Here is a 14,142-nt window from a genome sequence, read left to right as displayed (position 1 = left end):
GAGCAGTTTCGCTAACTGGAAATTGAACAGGGGCCGTCGCTGGCCCCGGTACGGTGTCCGCGGTATGGCCGTCGGCCTGCTGATGGGGCTAAGCGCCTGCGCGCCGTTGGACGGTGATCGCCTGCGCTTGTTCGATCGGGCCGACACGGCCATCGCCACGGAAACACCGCCAGCCGTCTCAACCCCAGAGACGGTGACAACCCAGGTGTTGGCCGCAGAGCTTGCGCTCAGTCGTAACCAGCCGGCGGCCGCGAGTCAGCGGTATGCCGAGGCAGCACGCCTGTCCAGCGATCCGGCACTGGCCCGCCGCGCTGCGGAGCTGGCGATGCGCGTGGACGAACCGGATCGGGCCCTCGCGATGGCCGAGCGCTGGCAGGCCCTTGATCCCGACAGCGTCGAGGCTCACCAGATTCTGGGCATCATGCAGCTCGAACAGGGCGCCATCGATCAGGCGCGGGCCACGTTAGTTGATGGGGTGCCAGAGGACCCGAAGGCCCGGGAAGCGGCCATCGGTCGGCTCGGGTCCTTGCTGCAACGTCAGTTTCCGGATCGCGCCGCAGTCAGTGTGATGCAGAGCCTGACCGCGGCCTATCCTGTTTCACCCGCGGCCCAGCTTGCCCTCGCGCGTTTGGCCATGCAGGTGGATGAGCTGGGGCTTGCCCAGGACGCCGTGGATCAGGCGATCGCGCTTCGTGATGACTGGACGCCCGCCAGATTGCTGCGCGCTGAGCTTCTGCTGGCACAGGATCGCCCGGAGGTGGCCCTGGCGCAGTATCGGCGTCTCTTCGAGGCCGGCGAGCGTGGCCCGCGGCTGCTTAACATGGCGGCTGTCCTTGCCATTAACACGGAGGCCTATGCGCTGGCCGAGGTCGTCCTCGAGGCGATGCGCGAGGGGCAGCCGGGTCTTGTGGTGCAGAGTCGGGTGCTGGAGGGCGACATGCTGCGTAAGCGCGGGGAGTATGCGCAAAGCCTCGCGGTATTGAATGAGGGCCTGGAAAACCACCCCCGATCAACGGACCTACGTTATGCCCGGGCCCTGACCCGGTTGATGCTGGAGCAGATCGACCAGGCGGTGAGTGAACTCGAGGCCCTCGTGGATGAACAACCCGACGAGCCGCGGCTGCTGAACGCGCTGGGGTACACGCTGATTGATCGCACCGATCGGCTGGATGCTGGGGCTGAACTGATCGAGCGGGCGTACGCGCTGGCGCCTGATAACCCCGCCATTATCGACAGCATGGGCTGGGCGGCATTTCTGCAGGGTCATCCGGAAGAGGCCCTCGAGTATCTGCGCACGGCGCATGAGCGCGCGCTGAGTGATCCAGAGATCGCGGCCCATCTTGGTGAGGTGCTTTGGGTACTTGGCCGTCGGGATCAGGCGCGCTCGGTGTGGGAGGCGGCGCTGGAGAGCCAGCCGGACCATCCCGTGTTGCGCGAAACCCAGGAGCGGCTCGACCCGTGATGCGCCGGTTGCTGGTCCTTGGGTTCGGGGTGTTGTGGCTGGCGGCTTGCGCGGTGCAACCGCCTGAATCGAACCCCGCGGCCAAGTCCTTGTCGGTGGCGGCGTGGGAGCCGCCTGAGGCACCCGGGGCCTGGACCTTATCCGGACGGGCCTCGCTGGCGTTCGATGACGAGGCTGGCACAGCCAGTCTCCGCTGGGAGGAATCCACTGAGGGCTACCAGCTGGATCTTCGGGGCGCACTCGGCTCGGGGCGTTTACGGCTTGTGGGGCAGGCCGACACGGTCACGCTGACTACGGCGGATGGCGATCAGTATACAGCCAGCAGCCCGACGGAGCTGGTTCGCGCGGTAACCGGATACAACTTGCCTGTGGGCCTATTGCGCTGGTGGGTACGGGGACAGCCGGTGCCGTGGATGGACGGCGAGGTCAGCCTGGACGCCCAGGGCCGGGCCGTCGCCCTGGATCAGGGGGGTTGGCGGGTCCGCTATGCCCGCTATGCCCGACAGGCGGGGTATTGGCTGCCCGCGCGCGTCGAGGTGCGTCATGAAGCAATCCAGATGCGGCTCGTCATCCGCGACTGGCAGGTCGAAAACTGATGTCGCTGTCCTCAGCCTGGCCCGCGCCGGCGAAGATTAATCGATTTCTGCATATCACCGGCCGCCGCGCGGATGGCTATCACACGCTGCAGACGGTGTTTCAGTTTCTAGCGCTCTGCGATTGGCTTGACTTCGAAATCCTCGATGTCCCCGATGTTCTTCGCGACGGCGGGCTGCCTGGCCTGGCGCTTGACGATGATCTGACGGTGCGGGCAGCGCGGGCGTTGCAGCAGGCGGGCGGGATCAGTCAGGGCGTTCGCATTCGGCTGGACAAGCGCATTCCCGCCGGTGGTGGACTGGGAGGCGGGAGTTCTGATGCGGCGACGACGCTGGTGGCGCTGAATGCGCTGTGGCGCTGTGGGCTGACAGAACGGGAGCTGGCTGCCGTGGCGCTCCGTCTGGGTGCCGATGTCCCGGTTTTTGTGGGTGGGCAGGCGGCCTGGGCTGAGGGTGTTGGGGAATCGCTTACGCCCGTTGAGGTGGATTGCCCCTGGTTGGTGGTGGTTGACCCGGGTGTTTCCGTGGACACTCGGTCGGTGTTTTGTGACCCTAAATTGACACGCCATGGAGCCCATATAACAATACGCGGCTTTAAAGCCGGTGAAGGCCGAAATGACTGCGAAGCCGTCGTTCGGCGACAACATCCGGCGGTAGCGCGGGCGCTCGATAGGTTGGGGGAATGGGGCCCGACGTTATTGACCGGGACCGGTGGTTGTCTGTTTGCCCGGTTCGATGATCGCGAGCGGGCCAGCATGGCAGCCAGGGAGGTGGGCAAGACGTTCCAAGCCTGGGTTTGCCAGGCCGTCAATCGTTCACCGCTGCTCGACCGCCTGGAGGCCGAGCGTCATCTGTAATTGGGGCGTAGCCAAGCGGTAAGGCACGGGGTTTTGATCCCCGCATGCGCAGGTTCGAATCCTGCCGCCCCAGCCATTCAATAAGGGAAACAGGGTCCAGCTGCCATGGAAAACGGAAGCATGATGGTGTTCACGGGGAACGCCAATCCCGAGCTGGCCCGTGCCGTGGCCACCCATCTCAAAATCCGCATTGGCGATGCACTCGTGACCGGGTTTAGTGATGGCGAAGTCCAGGTCGAGATTAACGAGCACGTGCGCGGGCACGACGTGTTCATCATCCAGCCCACTTGCGCGCCGACCAACGACAATCTGATGGAGCTGCTGGTGATTGCTGATGCGCTCCGGCGCTCGTCGGCAGCGCGCATCACGGCGGTCATTCCGTACTACGGCTATGCCCGGCAGGACCGGCGCCCGCGCTCGCAGCGCGTCCCGATCACCGCCAAACTGGCGGCGGACATGATTACCACGGCGGGCATTAACCGGGTGGTCACCGTCGACCTGCATGCCGACCAGATTCAGGGCTTTTTCAATATTCCCGTGGACAATGTCTACGCCTCGCCAGTGTTGCTGGGCGATATCTGGCGGGAGACGCATCCGGACAAGATTGTGGTCTCGCCGGATGTCGGTGGTGTGCTCCGGGCCCGCGCGGTCGCCCGGCGCCTGGATAACGCGGACCTGGCGATTATCGATAAGCGCCGGCCACGCGCCAATGAACTGGAAGTCATGAACATCATTGGTGATGTCGAGGGTAAGACCTGCATCATCGTTGATGACATCATCGATACCGCGGGCACCCTGTGCCAGGCCGCGAGCGCACTCAAAGAGCGTGGCGCCGGCAAGGTTGTCGCGTATATTACCCACCCGGTGTTGTCCGGGCCGGCCATCGGGCGAATCGAGACCAGTCAACTGGACGAGCTTGTGGTCACGGACAGCATCCCGTTGTCGGCCGAGGCCGCTGCGTGTACCCGAATTCGTCAGCTGTCGCTGGCGGAAATGCTCGCCGAGACGATGCGGCGAGTGAACAATGATGAGTCGGTCAGCGAGTTGTTTGTCGACTGACTTGTATCACCGCCCCTGGTCGCGGGGGCGATAATGGAGATATCACCGCAATGAGTGTTGAACTGAAACTGGATGCCACTGTTCGCGAGGACCAGGGGAAGGGTGCGAGCCGCCGCCTGCGTCGGGCGAAACAGATCCCGGGCATCCTCTACGGGGCCGGCAAGAAGCCGGTATCGCTGACGTTTGATGAAGAGCAGGTCCTGCGCCTGATGCGCGAGGAGACGTTTTTCTCACAGATTCTCGACGTCAAGGTCAAGGGCAAGCGCGTTGAGAAGGCGATCCTCAAGGATCTGCAGCGCCACCCGTTCAAGCCACTGGTCTCGCACATGGACCTGCTGCGCATCAAGGCTGGCGAGAAAATGCGCCAGACAGTGCCGATCCATTACCTCAACCAGGAGGACGCCGTCGGCGTGAAACTGGGGGGCGGCCTGGTGCATCACGATGCCATCGAGATCGAGGTTGAGTGTCTGCCGGATGACCTGCCAGAGGCCATTGACGTGGATATCGCCGAGCTTGAATTGGGCTCCTCCATTCATCTGTCCGAGATTCATGCGCCTGAGGGCGTCGTCTTCCCGGGGCTTGATCCGGACACGGACCACGACCCTGTGCTGGTCAGTATCCACGCGCCGCGCAAGGCCGTGGAAGAGGATACCGAGGAAGAGGCGGGCGAGTCGGATGCTGGTGACACCGGTGGCGGCGATGAGTCCGAGGGCGATTCCGGCGAAGCGGAGAGCTGAGTCGGCGCGGGCGCCCAATTACCGCCCATGCGTCATTCGGCGATTCAGCTGATGGTCGGCCTGGGTAACCCCGGGCCCAAGTACACCGGAACCCGGCACAATGCCGGGTTCTGGTTTATTGAGGCCCTGGCTCGGCGCGAGGGCATCGATCTTCGATCCGAGCGCAAATTTCACGGTGTGGCGGGGCGCTGGCGAGCGGCCGATGTGGATACCCACCTGCTCTGCCCGATGACCTACATGAACCACAGCGGGCGATCGGTGGCGGCGCTCACCCAGTTCCATCGAATCGATCCGGCGGCGATTCTAGTCGTGCATGACGAAATCGACCTGCCCACAGGTGTTGTGCGCCTCAAGCAGGGTGGGGGGCATGGCGGGCACAATGGCCTGCGGGACATCGCCTCGGCACTGGGTACCCGGGACTTTGCGCGCCTGCGTCTGGGTGTCGGCCATCCGGGGCACAGTGATCAGGTGATCTCTTATGTCCTGCATGCGCCTGGGCGCGAGGAGCGCGCCGGTATTGATAGGGCAATCGATGCAGCCGTTGATGTGGCCTCAGAACTGGCCCGCGGCGAGTGGGATCGGGCTCAACAGCAACTCCACACGAGAGACTGAGGCAGTCATGGGATTTAAATGCGGTATCGTCGGACTACCCAATGTGGGCAAATCGACGCTGTTCAACGCGCTCACGCGGAACGAGATCCCGGCGGAGAACTACCCCTTCTGCACGATTGACCCGAATGTTGGCATCGTCCCCGTGCCTGATCCGCGGCTCGATCAGCTGGCCGAACGGGTCAAGCCAGAGAGCGTCGTGCCAACGGCCATGGAGTTTGTGGATATCGCCGGGCTTGTAACGGGCGCATCCCGCGGGGAGGGTCTGGGCAATCAATTCCTCGCCAATATTCGGGAAACGGACGCCATCGCGCATGTGGTGCGCTGCTTTGAGAGCGAGGACGTTCACCACGTGGAGGGCCGGGTTGATCCGGTAGCGGATGTCGAGACCATCAACACCGAACTGCTCCTGGCGGATCTGGATACGGTCGACCGGGCAGTTGAGCGCTTCGGGCGCCGGGCGAAATCCAATGACAAGGAGGCCATCGCCATCCGCGATGCGCTCCAGGCTATTTCGGCTGGGCTGAACGAGGGGGTCCCGGTGCGGGCGCAGACGCTGGATGAAGCGGGCGTCCTGGCCCTGCGCGAGTTGCATTTGCTGACAGCCAAACCCGTGCTGTATGTCGCGAACGTCACCGAGGAAGGGTTTACCGATAATCCGCAGCTGGCGGCGATCGAAGCGTTGGCGGAGCGTGAGGGTGCGGGTGTGGTGGCGCTCTGCGCCTCGATCGAAGCGGAACTCTCGCAGCTCGACGCCGCCGAGCAGCAGGAGATGCTCGAGGCCTACGGGCTTGAAGAGCCAGGCCTGAACCGATTGATTCGCCGGGGTTATGCGCTGTTGGGGTTGTTAACTTTCTTTACGGCGGGGCCGAAGGAGGTTCGGGCCTGGACGGTGGCTGAGGGCTCAACGGCGCCACAGGCGGCGGGCCGGATTCACACCGATTTTGAGCGCGGGTTCATTCGTGCCGAGGTGATCGGGTTTGACGACTATATCGCCATTGGCGGTGAGCAGGCTGCCAAGGAAAGCGGGAAAATGCGCCTTGAGGGCAAGGATTATCTGATGCGCGAGGGGGATGTCTGTCACTTTCGATTTAACGTCTGAACGGCGTCTGGCGCCGATTTGACAGGGCAGGCCGGGCTCTGGATACTCCTCACCCTCGCCTCGACGGCTACGTAGCTCAGCTGGTTAGAGCACATCACTCATAATGATGGGGTCGGTGGTTCGAATCCACCCGTAGCCACCAATTCCGTTCGCTTCGATGGGCTAGATCAGGAAGATCGTTGCCAGGCCAAGGAATGCCATGAAGCCGATGACATCGGTGACCGTGGTCAGGACAACGCCGCCGGCCAGTGCCGGGTCAATACCCAGGCGTTTCAGCAACAAGGGCACGCCCACGCCGGAGAGAGCCGCCACCACCAGGTTGATGACCATCGCGGCAGCGATGATGGCGCCAATGGCGGGCCGGCCAAACCAGAGAATGGCAATCCCCGCCAGGGCACCGGCCCAGAACAGGCCATTGAGCACACCCACGCCCAGTTCCTTGAATAGCAGCGCGCGGCTGTTCCGAGAGGCGACCTGACCCAGGGCCATGGCGCGCACGACCAGCGTTAGTGTTTGTGTGCCGGCGATGCCCCCCATGCTGGCAACCACGGGCATCAGTACCGCCAACGCCACCACTTCCTGAATCGTGGCCTCAAACAGCCCGATCACATAGGCAGCCAGCAGGGCGGTGATCAGGTTGACGCCCAGCCAGACCGCACGCCGGCGGGTGCTCGACCAGACGGGTGCGAACATGTCTTCTTCATCGCCCAGACCCGCCATGCTCAGTATTGAGCGTTCGGCCTCTTCGCGGATGACATCCACGACGTCATCGATCGTGATGCGCCCGATCAATCGTCCCCGTTCGTCCAGAACCGGTGCCGAGATCAGGTCACGGTCCTCGAACATCTTGGCCACTTCGCGGGCCGGTGTGTCGGCGGCGATCGCTACCGCATGGGTATCGAGCAGGTCGTCCACCTGTCCGGAGGGGTCGCGAGTCAGTAGATCGCTGACCCGCAGCACGCCCAGGAAGTGATCGAAACGACTCACCACAAACAAATGATCGGTGAGTTCGGGCATCTCGCCGCGCATCCGCAGATAGCGGAGGACCACGTCGAGGCTGACATCCGGGCGCACCGTCACGGTGTCCGTGTTCATCAGGCCGCCGGCGCTGTCCTCGGGGAAGGCCAGAACCGACTCCAGGCGCTGGCGGTTCTGGTTATCCATGGAGCGCAGGATTTCGCCGGTCAGCGTCTTCGGCAGGTCCTGCATGAAGTCGGCCAGGTCATCCATGTCCATGCCCGAGGTGGCCGCCAGCAACTCATCCTCATCCATTTCCTGGATCAGGCCGCTCCGGACTTCGTCATTGACCTGCAGAAGGACCTCGCCGCCGTTTTCCTCGTCAACGAGTTCCCAGAGCAATTTGCGCTCGGTGGTCGGGAAGGATTCCAGCAGGTTGGCGATTTCGGCGGGATGCAGGGCATTGAGCATTTGCTGGGCTTCCGGCACGGTCCCGCCCTGCAACAGGCTGGAGACTGTATCCGCTACTCTGCCCTGTTTTTGCTCAAGTTCTTCGGCCATGGGCCTCTCCCCGAGGCGTGGTTCAGTCCGCCTCGCCAAATCGGTTGCCGACCAGTTCGGCCAGTGCCTGCAGCGCGTCATCGGCGTCGTCGCCGGTGGCGGTGACGGCGAGGCGGCTGCCGCGAGCGGCTGCCAGCATCATCAAGCTCATAATGCTCTTGCCGTTCGCTTGATGCCCCGAGTGTAGGACATCGATCTCTGCCTCGAAGCGGCTCGCCACCTCGACAAACCGAGCGGCCGCCCGAGCATGCAGGCCGAGCTGGTTTACGATCTCGAGTACCGTTTCCTGGCGCTTTGGGCTGTCAGCCATGCCGCTGACCAACGGGGTCTGACGGCCGATCGGCCATGAGAATACCATCCCGTGCCGCGGAGAGGGCTTTGTCCACCAATCGCTCAACGGGGAGGTGGGGGTAATTCATGACCCGGAGCAGCATGGGCAGGTTCAACCCGGCGATCACCGGATACCCATAGTGAGCGCCCAGGGCGACCGCCATGTTGCTGGGCGTGGCGCCATAGGCATCGGTGAGGATGAGTACACCCTCGCCGTGGTCGAGCGATGCGAGCGCGGCCTCCGCCCGTCCCTGGATCGACGCCACGGATTCGTTGGGCTCAGGGGCGAGCTCTGCTATCGGCATCGGGCGCTGGCCCAGGATTTCTTCGGCCGTTTCACGCAGCGCTGCACCAATACCGGTATGCGTGATCAGCAGGACACTGGGTTTCACGGGAGCTCCCGATGGCGGATATTGACGGCACACTGCCGTGATCGGAGATGCGCTGCAAGACGCTCGATCAGGTAAACCGATCGGTGTTGTCCGCCGGTGCAGCCCACCGCCACCGTGAGGTAAATGCGGTTTTCGGTCTCGAATACCGGTAGCCAGTCCTCCAGAAAGGCGGTCAGGCTATTGGCATAGCGATCGACCGTGGGGCTCGCGCCGAGATACTCGGCGACGGGCTCGTCCTGGCCGGTGAGGGGTCGCAGCTCTGGCTCCCAGTGGGGATTGGGCAGGCAGCGGCTGTCAAAAACAAAGTCGGCATCGGTCGGCGTGCCATGTTTGTAGCCAAAGGATTCCAGCTGAATGGATAGCCCCTGACGAGTCTCCGTGAGCCGGTCCCGGACCATGTCGCGCAGTTCATGGAGGGTTGTGTGCGTTGTGTCGACGGTCAGGTCGGCACGCTCCTGCAGCGGCATGAGGAGTTCTCGCTCTCCGCGGATCGCTTCTGCCAGCGGCACATCAGGACCGCTGAGGGGATGGCGGCGCCGAGTCTCCGAGAAGCGCTTGAGCAGGGTGTCGTCGTCCGCATCGAGAAACACGATTTCGGCGGCGAGCCCGATGCCCTCAAGGCTCTCGAGGATGGCCGGGAAGCGGGCGAGCTCTGCGGGTCGGTTGCGCGCATCAATGCCGACGGCATGCATCGGCCCATCGGCACTCTCGGCAATGTGCTGGCCAAACGATTCAAGCAGTGCCACCGGCAGGTTGTCGATGCAGTTAAAGCCGAAGTCTTCGAGCGTCGCCAGGGCGACACTTTTCCCAGAGCCGGATAGCCCGCTGACAATGATCAGCCGCATGCGGATACCTGCTGAGTGACCAGTCGATGCCGGACGGCGGTCGGGATCAGCGCACTCAGTGGTCGGTTGGGCGCCAGGGCCAGACGGGGTATCGCAACACTGGCCAGGTGAGTGATGGACCACTGGCCCTCAGGCGTCTCGGGCTGGCGCTCATCGATGAGATCGATGACGAGCCGGATCGCGCAGCGGCGCAGGACGGCCTGGGCACCAAACTGTTCGGCGACGTCGAGCAGCCCAATACCGCGTAAGTAGAGCAAGCCGTAGCCCGCGGCAGGCGCGGCGCCCATCAGTCGCTGCGGGCCGGGGTGCAAGTCGACGCCATCGTCACTGACTAGCGCGTGGCCGGCGTGGACCAGTGCGAGCGCGGTGTCACTTTTACCGCTGCCTGCTGGCCCCCGCAGAAGGACACCATGCCCATGCACCTGGACGAGCGTGGCGGCGATTCGTGTCATGGGCTGGCGTTGTCCGAGTGCCAGCCCGCGACGGCATTGTAGAGGTCGTCATCACCGCGGCAGGCGCGGAGCTGGCTGCACAAGGCATCATCTCGAAACATTTCGGCAAGCCGCGAGAGAATGCGCAGGTGCTCGTCATTATTGTGCTCGGGCACCAGCAGGGCAAACAGGATATCCACCGGCTGGCGGTCGACGGCATCGAATTCGATTGGCTGATCCAGTCGGATGATAGCCGCTCGAGGTTGATCCAGTTCACCGCTGCGGCTGTGGGGCAGACCCACTCCGTGGCCTAATCCGGTGCTGCCCAGTCGTTCGCGCAGCGTGAGACCCTCAAAGACGGCCTGGACGGCCTCGTTGCCGGCATCCAGCATCAATAGCTCGCTGAGACGCTCGAGCGCGCGCTTTTTGCTGGTGGCACGCACCCCGCAACGACTTCGCTCGAGCGTTAGCAGTCCGGCAATGTCCATAGGCTCAGGAATCCAGCGTGGGTCCAACTCGACCTTCGCCGCGATGGTGGTCGCTGCGCTTTTCCTTGTGCTTGACCACCTGGCGATCCAGCTTATCGATCAGCAGATCGATGGCGGCATACATTTCCTCGTGGTCGGCCTCAGCGAAAAGGCGTGCGCCGCTGACAGCCAGAGTCGCCTCGGCACACTGGCGGTTTTTCTCGACCGTGAGGATGACGTGGGCGTCCACCACGTTGTCGAAATGCCGCTCCAGGCGCTGGAATTTTTCATTGACGTAGTCCCGCAGTGAGTCGGTGATTTCGACATGATGACCGGTAACATCGATTTTCATGCTGATCTCCTATCAGGGTGGTTAACCCAGTCGTTTGCGGTCGGTGGAAGAGGCGATGCCCATCACCTCACGATACTTCGCTACGGTCCGGCGTGCCACGTTGATGCCTTCATCACGAAGGATGTCGGCCAGCCGTGAGTCACTTAACGGTCGTGCCGGTGTCTCGGCAGCGACCAGACGTCGAATGCGGGCGCGGATGGCCGTGGCGGAGCACTCCCCGCCATCCATGGTCTGGACATGGCTTGAGAAGAAATACTTGAACTCATGCGTGCCCTGAGGCGTGCGCATGTACTTCTGGGTTGTGATTCGGGAGACGGTGGACTCGTGCATCTCAATGGCTTCGGCCACTTCGCGCAGCACCAGCGGCTGCATGGCCTCTTCACCGTGTTCCAGAAATCCTTGCTGGCGCTCGACAATGCATTCAGCCACCTTTTGCAGGGTCTCGTTGCGGGAGCGCAGGCTTTTGATCAGCCACCGCGCTTCCTGCAGGTGTTGGCGCATGAGGTGGTTGTCTGCGCCGGCATCCCCGCGCTGGACCAGGCTGGCGTAATAGTCATTGACGCGGAGCCGCGGCGAAGCCTCCGGATTGACCTCGACCTCCCAGCGTCCATTCATCCGGCGGACCATGCAGTCGGGGACGATGTACTCCGTGCGGGTGTCACCAAATCCGGAGCCCGGGTGGGGATCCAGTGTTTGGATAAGCGCAATTGCCGCCTCGAGGCTCGCTTGGTCGATGCCGAGCTGGCGGCGCAGTGCGGCATGCTGGCTGGGGCCCTGGCCGAGTTGTTCCAGGTGGTCGGTGATCAGGGCGCCGGCGGCTGCCCGGTGCGGCGTGTCGTCGGGCAGTGCCGCGATCTGGATACGCAGGGCCTCGCGAGGATCCTGAGCGCCGACGCCAATGGGGTCGAGATGCTGGATGAACGCAAGGACGGCCTGGATGTCATCTGCCTCGACTTCGAGGTCATGCGGTACCGCGGCCAGCAAGTCCTGGGGCGGCTCGGTGAGATAGCCGTTATCGGCGATGGCATCAACGATGACTTCGCCGATGCGTCGGTCACGTTCGCTTAATCCAGACAGCTCGAGCTGCCAAAACAGGTGGTCCTGTAGCGAGGCGTCGGGGCTGGCGCGATTCTCCAGGGGATCGATGGCGCGGTCCCGATCGCCGCCAGCCGCTGAACTCGACGGGCCAATGGTGTCTTCCCAGCGCTCGTCGACGGGTATGGCCTCACCCAGGCGGGTCGCATCCGGTGCGTCGCTCCCGAGGGTGGCCTCGGAGGGCTCACGTAACCCGGTCTCTGGCAGCGCGTCCGGGTCATGGCTGTCCAGGCCTGGCTCGGTCTCTTCCTCGGCCTCGAGCATCAGGTTGGATTCCAGCGCCTCGCGGATTTCCAGATTGAGTTCGGCAGCCGGCAGCTGCAGCAGCCGGATTGCCTGCTGCAGCTGCGGGGTCATCGCCAGTTGCTGGCCAAGCCGGATCTGCAGGGTTTGCTTCATTGGCGTTCGTCGATCTCCTTGTCTTGTCAGATTAACGCCGGGGGTACCGATACGGCCAGCACAATGGGTTTTGTCGCCGCTAGAGGCGGAAGTCTTCGCCCAGGTAAACGGCTCGCACCTGGGCGTCATCCAGCACGGTCTGCGCATCCCCTTCCACGATCACGCGGCCGGCGTTGAGGATGCTGGCGCGATCGACCAGCCCCAGCGTCTCGCGCACGTTGTGATCGGTGATCAGCACCCCGATCTGCCGTTCAGCCAGGTGGCGCACGATGGACTTGATCTCACCAACGGAGATGGGGTCGACACCGGCAAAGGGCTCATCGAGCAAAATAAAACGCGGCTCCGCCGCCAGCGCCCGGGCAATCTCAACCCGACGCCGCTCGCCCCCGGATAGACTGACCCCTTTTTGATGGCTCAGGTGCTCAACCCCGAACTCCTCCAATAAGGCATGGGCCCGGTCATGGCGGGCGCTTCGATCGAGATCTTGGCGGGTCTCGAGTACGGCAAGCAGGTTGTCGAGGACCGACATGCGCCGGAAGACCGATGCCTCCTGGGGGAGGTAGCCAATGCCCAGTTTGGCCCGGGCATGCATGGGTGCCGGGGTGATGTCTCTCCCATCCAGATGGATCTGCCCGGTATCGGCTGAGACCAGCCCCACGATCATGTAGAAGCTCGTGGTCTTGCCGGCCCCGTTTGGCCCGAGCAGGCCCACGATTTCCCCACTTTTAAGGCTTAGCGATACCCCATCAACCACCGGACGCCCCCGGTAGTGTTTGGATAGCGCGGTTGCCTTCAGCTCGCTGGCGCTCATGGGGTCTCGGCATCCGTTGAATCGACCGTTACGCTGACGCGTTCGTCGTCGTCTGCATGGCTTTCCGCGACGGTGCGGGCCTCAGCGAGGTAGTGGGTGATGACCGACCCGGTGACCTCGGTGTCGCCCTGCCAAAAACGGCCTCCGCCCCGGATGACGAGCCGCTCTGGCCCGCTGGCGAAGTACGCCATGCGCTCGGCTTCAGCATGACGCGATGTGTCGTCGGGTCGTTTTTCCCGGAAAGTTGCGGGCGTGCCTTCCACCTCGATGCGCTCGAGTTCGCGTTGCTCGTCGGTGTAGACCCGCATCAGCGATCCGGTGATTTGCTTGTTCGCACGGGTGAGTACCACGTTACCGCGATAAATGCTGACACCCTCGGCCTCACGGACATCGGCGGTGTCGGCGCTGAGTTCGATCGCCTCGCCGTTCTGGGCCAAGGCTGAACCGGCGAGCAGCACGAGCAGCAAGGACACGCCAAGGTGTCCATTCAGGCGGCGGCTGCGTGCCCGTAATGCCTTACTCGGTGGCGTCATGTTGCCCCCTTGCGTTGTCGAGCAGTTCGATCCGTTCCTGATCGAGCCAAACGCGCGCGCCGCCCGCGTTCACCTGAAAATCCGGGCCCACCAGGGTGACGGCCTGATCCGTCTCAGCATACTGCTCGGGTATTTCGAGTTGTATGAACGTCGTCTCGAGGCGGCTTGCGCCGGCGTCGTCCTCGCGCGTGAGCATCACATCGCCCCGGAGGTCAGCCCGGGTGGCGTCGTCCCAGATCCGCCCATGAGTCGCTTGCCCCACCCAGGGTGCGCCCTCGTCCTGCGCGAGGCGCCAGTGCGGGGTTTCAAGCTGCCAGAGATCGGGCTGCTGGTAATACCGCGCGCTCTGGGCGGACAGGCGGTAGGCCAAAGCGCCCGTCTCGTCTGTGCCGGTCAGCGTCAGGCCCTCAGCGTGAGCCGTGATTTCCGGGTCGAGGCGCGAGGGCATCTCATCGCTGGTGGGTTTGGGCGCCATGCCCCGCCAGGCCAGCAGTACGGCCAACATGACAAGCAACCCAATGACCGCGTTGACCCTCCAGCGTGCGCGCAC

Annotated in this window: 18 protein-coding genes and 2 tRNA genes; 9 read left to right on the top strand and 11 right to left on the bottom strand. The window is 63.6% G+C overall.

Going from position 1 to position 14,142, the window contains the following annotated elements; translation table 11 throughout:
• Positions 1 to 64: 64 nt before the first annotated feature.
• The 9 genes from SPISAL_RS07180 (at position 65) to SPISAL_RS07140 (ending at position 6,561) form a co-directional block, all read left to right on the top strand.
• Positions 65 to 1,462: a tetratricopeptide repeat protein gene (locus SPISAL_RS07180; protein WP_016353814.1), complete on the top strand. Its 1,398-nt coding sequence runs from the start codon at positions 65 to 67 to the stop codon at positions 1,460 to 1,462.
• Positions 1,462 to 2,058 carry a lipoprotein insertase outer membrane protein LolB gene (lolB, locus tag SPISAL_RS07175; RefSeq protein WP_016353813.1) on the top strand — a complete coding sequence of 199 codons (597 nt, stop codon included), beginning with the start codon at positions 1,462 to 1,464 and terminating at the stop codon, positions 2,056 to 2,058. The genes SPISAL_RS07180 and lolB overlap by 1 nt, the downstream gene beginning before the upstream one ends.
• On the top strand, positions 2,058 to 2,912 hold the full coding sequence (gene ispE, locus SPISAL_RS07170; RefSeq protein WP_016353812.1) for a 4-(cytidine 5'-diphospho)-2-C-methyl-D-erythritol kinase: 855 nt from the start codon (positions 2,058 to 2,060) through the stop codon (positions 2,910 to 2,912). The genes lolB and ispE overlap by 1 nt, the downstream gene beginning before the upstream one ends.
• Position 2,913: 1 nt before the next feature.
• A tRNA-Gln gene (locus tag SPISAL_RS07165) sits at positions 2,914 to 2,988 on the top strand.
• A gap of 29 nt (positions 2,989 to 3,017) precedes the next feature.
• Positions 3,018 to 3,971: a ribose-phosphate diphosphokinase gene (locus SPISAL_RS07160; protein ID WP_016353811.1), complete on the top strand. Its 954-nt coding sequence runs from the start codon at positions 3,018 to 3,020 to the stop codon at positions 3,969 to 3,971.
• Positions 3,972 to 4,021: 50 nt separating this feature from the next.
• Complete coding sequence (locus SPISAL_RS07155) at positions 4,022 to 4,708, top strand: 50S ribosomal protein L25/general stress protein Ctc (protein ID WP_016353810.1); 687 nt, start codon at positions 4,022 to 4,024, stop codon at positions 4,706 to 4,708.
• Positions 4,709 to 4,735: 27 nt separating this feature from the next.
• On the top strand, positions 4,736 to 5,320 hold the full coding sequence (gene pth / locus SPISAL_RS07150) for an aminoacyl-tRNA hydrolase (RefSeq protein WP_016353809.1): 585 nt from the start codon (positions 4,736 to 4,738) through the stop codon (positions 5,318 to 5,320).
• A 7-nt stretch (positions 5,321 to 5,327) separates the two neighbouring features.
• Positions 5,328 to 6,419: a redox-regulated ATPase YchF gene (gene ychF, locus SPISAL_RS07145; RefSeq protein WP_016353808.1), complete on the top strand. Its 1,092-nt coding sequence runs from the start codon at positions 5,328 to 5,330 to the stop codon at positions 6,417 to 6,419.
• A gap of 65 nt (positions 6,420 to 6,484) precedes the next feature.
• Positions 6,485 to 6,561 (top strand) — tRNA-Met (locus SPISAL_RS07140).
• Between the two features lie 20 nt (positions 6,562 to 6,581).
• Here SPISAL_RS07140 and mgtE read toward each other — a convergent pair.
• The 11 genes from mgtE to lptC all read right to left on the bottom strand — a co-directional run bounded on the left by mgtE (position 6,582) and on the right by lptC (position 14,142).
• On the bottom strand, positions 6,582 to 7,937 hold the full coding sequence (gene mgtE, locus SPISAL_RS07135; RefSeq protein ID WP_016353807.1) for a magnesium transporter: 1,356 nt from the start codon (positions 7,935 to 7,937) through the stop codon (positions 6,582 to 6,584).
• 22 nt (positions 7,938 to 7,959) lie between these two features.
• Positions 7,960 to 8,247, bottom strand: coding sequence for an HPr family phosphocarrier protein (locus tag SPISAL_RS07130; RefSeq protein WP_016353806.1), 288 nt, complete (start codon positions 8,245 to 8,247; stop codon positions 7,960 to 7,962).
• Positions 8,240 to 8,659, bottom strand: a complete 420-nt coding sequence (locus SPISAL_RS07125; protein ID WP_016353805.1) for a PTS sugar transporter subunit IIA — start codon at positions 8,657 to 8,659, stop codon at positions 8,240 to 8,242. The genes SPISAL_RS07130 and SPISAL_RS07125 overlap by 8 nt, the downstream gene beginning before the upstream one ends.
• Positions 8,656 to 9,504 (bottom strand): RNase adapter RapZ, encoded by an 849-nt coding sequence (rapZ, locus tag SPISAL_RS07120; RefSeq protein WP_016353804.1) that lies wholly within the window; start codon positions 9,502 to 9,504, stop codon positions 8,656 to 8,658. The genes SPISAL_RS07125 and rapZ overlap by 4 nt, the downstream gene beginning before the upstream one ends.
• Positions 9,495 to 9,956 (bottom strand): HPr kinase/phosphorylase, encoded by a 462-nt coding sequence (locus tag SPISAL_RS07115; RefSeq protein ID WP_016353803.1) that lies wholly within the window; start codon positions 9,954 to 9,956, stop codon positions 9,495 to 9,497. Before SPISAL_RS07115 ends, rapZ begins: the two co-directional genes overlap by 10 nt.
• Positions 9,953 to 10,423, bottom strand: coding sequence for a PTS sugar transporter subunit IIA (locus SPISAL_RS07110; protein WP_016353802.1), 471 nt, complete (start codon positions 10,421 to 10,423; stop codon positions 9,953 to 9,955). Before SPISAL_RS07110 ends, SPISAL_RS07115 begins: the two co-directional genes overlap by 4 nt.
• Positions 10,424 to 10,427: 4 nt before the next feature.
• Positions 10,428 to 10,754 (bottom strand): ribosome hibernation-promoting factor, HPF/YfiA family, encoded by a 327-nt coding sequence (gene hpf / locus SPISAL_RS07105; RefSeq protein WP_016353801.1) that lies wholly within the window; start codon positions 10,752 to 10,754, stop codon positions 10,428 to 10,430.
• 21 nt (positions 10,755 to 10,775) lie between these two features.
• Positions 10,776 to 12,248 (bottom strand): RNA polymerase factor sigma-54, encoded by a 1,473-nt coding sequence (locus SPISAL_RS07100; protein ID WP_016353800.1) that lies wholly within the window; start codon positions 12,246 to 12,248, stop codon positions 10,776 to 10,778.
• Positions 12,249 to 12,327: 79 nt separating this feature from the next.
• Complete coding sequence (gene lptB / locus SPISAL_RS07095) at positions 12,328 to 13,059, bottom strand: LPS export ABC transporter ATP-binding protein (RefSeq protein WP_016353799.1); 732 nt, start codon at positions 13,057 to 13,059, stop codon at positions 12,328 to 12,330.
• Entirely contained in the window at positions 13,056 to 13,592 is a 537-nt protein-coding gene (gene lptA / locus SPISAL_RS07090) for a lipopolysaccharide transport periplasmic protein LptA (protein WP_016353798.1), read from the bottom strand. Before lptA ends, lptB begins: the two co-directional genes overlap by 4 nt.
• Positions 13,576 to 14,142, bottom strand: coding sequence for an LPS export ABC transporter periplasmic protein LptC (gene lptC / locus SPISAL_RS07085; RefSeq protein ID WP_016353797.1), 567 nt, complete (start codon positions 14,140 to 14,142; stop codon positions 13,576 to 13,578). The genes lptA and lptC overlap by 17 nt, the downstream gene beginning before the upstream one ends.

Source organism: Spiribacter salinus M19-40 (assembly GCF_000319575.2).
GTDB classification, from domain to species: Bacteria; Pseudomonadota; Gammaproteobacteria; order Nitrococcales; family Nitrococcaceae; genus Spiribacter; species Spiribacter salinus.
Note: the sequence above shows the minus strand (reverse complement) of the source record. Positions and strands in the feature narration are given on the sequence as shown.

Excerpts from the sequence above, each read along its gene's own strand:
- SPISAL_RS07110 (WP_016353802.1), bottom strand. The coding sequence starts at position 10,423 with ATGGACATTGCCGGACTGCTAACGCTCGAGCGAAGTCGTTGCGGGGTG.
- hpf (WP_016353801.1), bottom strand. The coding sequence starts at position 10,754 with ATGAAAATCGATGTTACCGGTCATCATGTCGAAATCACCGACTCACTG.
- lptB (WP_016353799.1), bottom strand. The coding sequence starts at position 13,059 with ATGAGCGCCAGCGAGCTGAAGGCAACCGCGCTATCCAAACACTACCGG.
- pth (WP_016353809.1), top strand. The coding sequence starts at position 4,736 with ATGCGTCATTCGGCGATTCAGCTGATGGTCGGCCTGGGTAACCCCGGG.
- SPISAL_RS07160 (WP_016353811.1), top strand. The coding sequence starts at position 3,018 with ATGGAAAACGGAAGCATGATGGTGTTCACGGGGAACGCCAATCCCGAG.
- ispE (WP_016353812.1), top strand. The coding sequence starts at position 2,058 with ATGTCGCTGTCCTCAGCCTGGCCCGCGCCGGCGAAGATTAATCGATTT.
- SPISAL_RS07115 (WP_016353803.1), bottom strand. The coding sequence starts at position 9,956 with ATGACACGAATCGCCGCCACGCTCGTCCAGGTGCATGGGCATGGTGTC.
- SPISAL_RS07155 (WP_016353810.1), top strand. The coding sequence starts at position 4,022 with ATGAGTGTTGAACTGAAACTGGATGCCACTGTTCGCGAGGACCAGGGG.
- SPISAL_RS07100 (WP_016353800.1), bottom strand. The coding sequence starts at position 12,248 with ATGAAGCAAACCCTGCAGATCCGGCTTGGCCAGCAACTGGCGATGACC.
- SPISAL_RS07130 (WP_016353806.1), bottom strand. The coding sequence starts at position 8,247 with ATGGCTGACAGCCCAAAGCGCCAGGAAACGGTACTCGAGATCGTAAAC.
- ychF (WP_016353808.1), top strand. The coding sequence starts at position 5,328 with ATGGGATTTAAATGCGGTATCGTCGGACTACCCAATGTGGGCAAATCG.
- lolB (WP_016353813.1), top strand. The coding sequence starts at position 1,462 with ATGCGCCGGTTGCTGGTCCTTGGGTTCGGGGTGTTGTGGCTGGCGGCT.
- SPISAL_RS07180 (WP_016353814.1), top strand. The coding sequence starts at position 65 with ATGGCCGTCGGCCTGCTGATGGGGCTAAGCGCCTGCGCGCCGTTGGAC.
- rapZ (WP_016353804.1), bottom strand. The coding sequence starts at position 9,504 with ATGCGGCTGATCATTGTCAGCGGGCTATCCGGCTCTGGGAAAAGTGTC.
- mgtE (WP_016353807.1), bottom strand. The coding sequence starts at position 7,937 with ATGGCCGAAGAACTTGAGCAAAAACAGGGCAGAGTAGCGGATACAGTC.
- lptA (WP_016353798.1), bottom strand. The coding sequence starts at position 13,592 with ATGACGCCACCGAGTAAGGCATTACGGGCACGCAGCCGCCGCCTGAAT.